Below are 2706 nucleotides of genomic sequence, written 5' to 3'. Positions count from 1 at the left end.
CAGCGGCCAGACGCGGCTGGAGCCGAGCAAAGAGATTGCAAAGCCCCTCTAACGCCGCAGGTCAGAAAGTGTCCTCTCCGCGCGAGCGGAGGTGTCCCGAACCAGACGGACCCCCCGAAGAGGATCATCTGGTCCTCTCCGCGCGAGCGGAGGTGTCCCGTTGATCTCTTCGGTGAACTCGGTGGGCTTACGGTCCTCTCCGCGCGAGCGGAGGTGTCCCGACTTCGGGCGACTTCGCGATCAGTGCGACGCCGTCCTCTCCGCGCGAGCGGAGGTGTCCCGGAGGCCGAGCGCGGCGTGCATGAGGCCCTGGCGTCCTCTCCGCGCGAGCGGAGGTGTCCCGCAGTCGCAGCAGTGGGCCGATGGGGACAGCCTGTCCTCTCCGCGCGAGCGGAGGTGTCCCGATCGCCCGCGAGCTCGCCGCCCAGGCGGACCAGTCCTCTCCGCGCGAGCGGAGGTGTCCCGACGGAGCCGATGATGCTGCCGACGTTGCCGAGGTCCTCTCCGCGCGAGCGGAGGTGTCCCGGCGTCGTTGACATCGACGTCCCACTGCTGCTTGTCCTCTCCGCGCGAGCGGAGGTGTCCCGACGAAGTGCCTCGCGAGCAGCATCGTCCCGGGGTCCTCTCCGCGCGAGCGGAGGTGTCCCGCTGCGGGAGTCGAGCAGGGCGTCGCCGTTGGCGTCCTCTCCGCGCGAGCGGAGGTGTCCCGGTGGCGTTCGCGTCGCCGGAGGTTCAGGCGGGGTCCTCTCCGCGCGAGCGGAGGTGTCCCGATCGAGCAGCCGGTGGGCGTGGAGGTGGGCGAGTCCTCTCCGCGCGAGCGGAGGTGTCCCGACCAGTGCCGCCGACTTTCGTGCGACGTAGATGTCCTCTCCGCGCGAGCGGAGGTGTCCCGAGGCTCCAGTACTGGTACTGGGACCCCGAGAGGTCCTCTCCGCGCGAGCGGAGGTGTCCCGCGTCTCGCCGAGCGCTGGCCCGACGCCTACGCGTCCTCTCCGCGCGAGCGGAGGTGTCCCGGGGCGCGCACAGGGTGCCGCCGAAGCGCGGACGTCCTCTCCGCGCGAGCGGAGGTGTCCCGGCCCAGGGCTGGTGGATGGTCAGGCACCGGACGTCCTCTCCGCGCGAGCGGAGGTGTCCCGCTCGGCGGTGGCGTACTCGGTGCCGCCAAGGTGTCCTCTCCGCGCGAGCGGAGGTGTCCCGCTCAAGGCGGAGGCGGAAGGGATCCTCGCGTGGTCCTCTCCGCACGAGCGGAGGTGTCCCGCAGGCCGCGGACGCCGTGCGGGCGCTGCGGGAGTCCTCTCCGCGCGAGCGGAGGTGTCCCGATGCCGGGCGTGGAGACGATGCCGCCGTTGGCGTCCTCTCCGCGCGAGCGGAGGTGCCCCGCGAGCCCGCGGCCGCCGCCCCGGCCCGACCAGTCCTCTCCGCGCGAGCGGAGGTGCCCCGTGTGTTGGTGCCGATCGCGCGGTCGAGCTCGGCGCCACTTGGGGTCCGGCCCTTCGCGTGCTCCTGCTGGAAGTAGGACCACATCGCCTCTTCCGCGCTCTTAGCGTTTCTCGAACGGGCTGTGCTGGCGGGGCGGGACTCTCGCGGCACGCTCCTCTCGGGGGGCTCGGGAGCGCCCGAGGACCGGGCCGCGCTCTCGCTCTCGCGCCCCTCCAGCGAGCCAGCCCTCTCGGCTCGTTCCAGCTGCCCCGCGCCTGTCGCGAGCAGCTCCACCGCGAGCAGCAGCGCCACCGGCGGCCACCCCGCCACCAGGACGGGCTGCCAGGCCAAGCGCGGCGCCGCCGCCACGTTCGCGGCCAGCGACATCGCGATGCCCATACCGAATGCCAACCGCACCGCGTACCGAGTACGCCGACGCCCCGCGGGCTGGGGCTTTAGTAGCCCGATAGTCGCCAGTACCAGCAGGCCGTCGACCGACAGGGGCCACAGCGACGCCCCCGCCGGGTCCGCACCGCCGTCGAGGGCGAAGGTCCGCTGGTGCTCGTACGAGGCGTAGGCCGCCACCGCCGCTACAACGACTGCGCACGCACGCCGCGCCCAGACGTCGGGCGCGCTCACCTCGCACCCCTTCCCGAGCCGATCGCCTCGCCCCGGCGTCGGCGCGGCACCTCGACCGCCCCGCTCTCGCTGGTGCAGGTAGTAGTCCCACATCCTCTGCTCGGCGCTGGCGGCCTTTCGAGTCGACCTCTCGCCTGTCGGGGGCCGGACACCAGGGCGGTCCGGCGCAGGCTCTCGGTCCGGCGCGTCCGGAGTCTCGCCCGCGGGACTCGGTGTCTCGCCCGCGGGGTGAGAACGGGCTGACGCCGTCCCGCCGGTCTCGCTGGGTCCTTGCTGCGCGAGGAGCTCGACCGCGAGGAGCAGGGCGACCGGCGGCCATCCGGCGACGAGGACGGGCTGCCAGGTGAAGCGCGGTGCGGCGGCCACGTTGGCAGCCAGGGAGATCACGATGCCCAGCACGAAGGCAAGTCGCACCGCGCGGCGGGTGCGGTGGCTGGAGTTTTCACCGGGCTTTAGTAGTCCCATAGTTGCCAGAAGCAGCAACCCGTCCACCGACAGCGGCCACAACGCCGCGCCGGCGGGATCCGCACCGCCGTCAAGCGCGAAGAGCCGCTGGTGCTCGTAGGACGCATACGCCGCAACCGCCGCCACGACCACGGCGCACGCCCGCCTCGACCACCGCTCGGCGCTCACCGCAGTACTCCCGGC

1 pseudogene and 1 CRISPR repeat array are annotated in these 2706 nt (G+C 72.9%); the pseudogene reads right to left on the bottom strand.

Going from position 1 to position 2706, the window contains the following annotated elements:
- Positions 1-70: 70 nt before the first annotated feature.
- A CRISPR array of direct repeats spans positions 71-1440; the repeat unit is 29 nt; unit sequence GTCCTCTCCGCGCGAGCGGAGGTGTCCCG.
- Positions 1441-1719: 279 nt separating this feature from the next.
- Positions 1720-2649, bottom strand: a pseudogene (locus tag IH54_RS47510) (DUF2637 domain-containing protein); the annotation flags it as partial.
- Between the last annotated feature and the right edge of the window lie 57 nt (positions 2650-2706).

The sequence above is a fragment of the Streptomyces sp. NRRL F-5123 genome (assembly GCF_000721495.1).
GTDB lineage: Bacteria > Actinomycetota > Actinomycetes > Streptomycetales > Streptomycetaceae > Actinacidiphila.
Note: the sequence above shows the minus strand (reverse complement) of the source record. Positions and strands in the feature narration are given on the sequence as shown.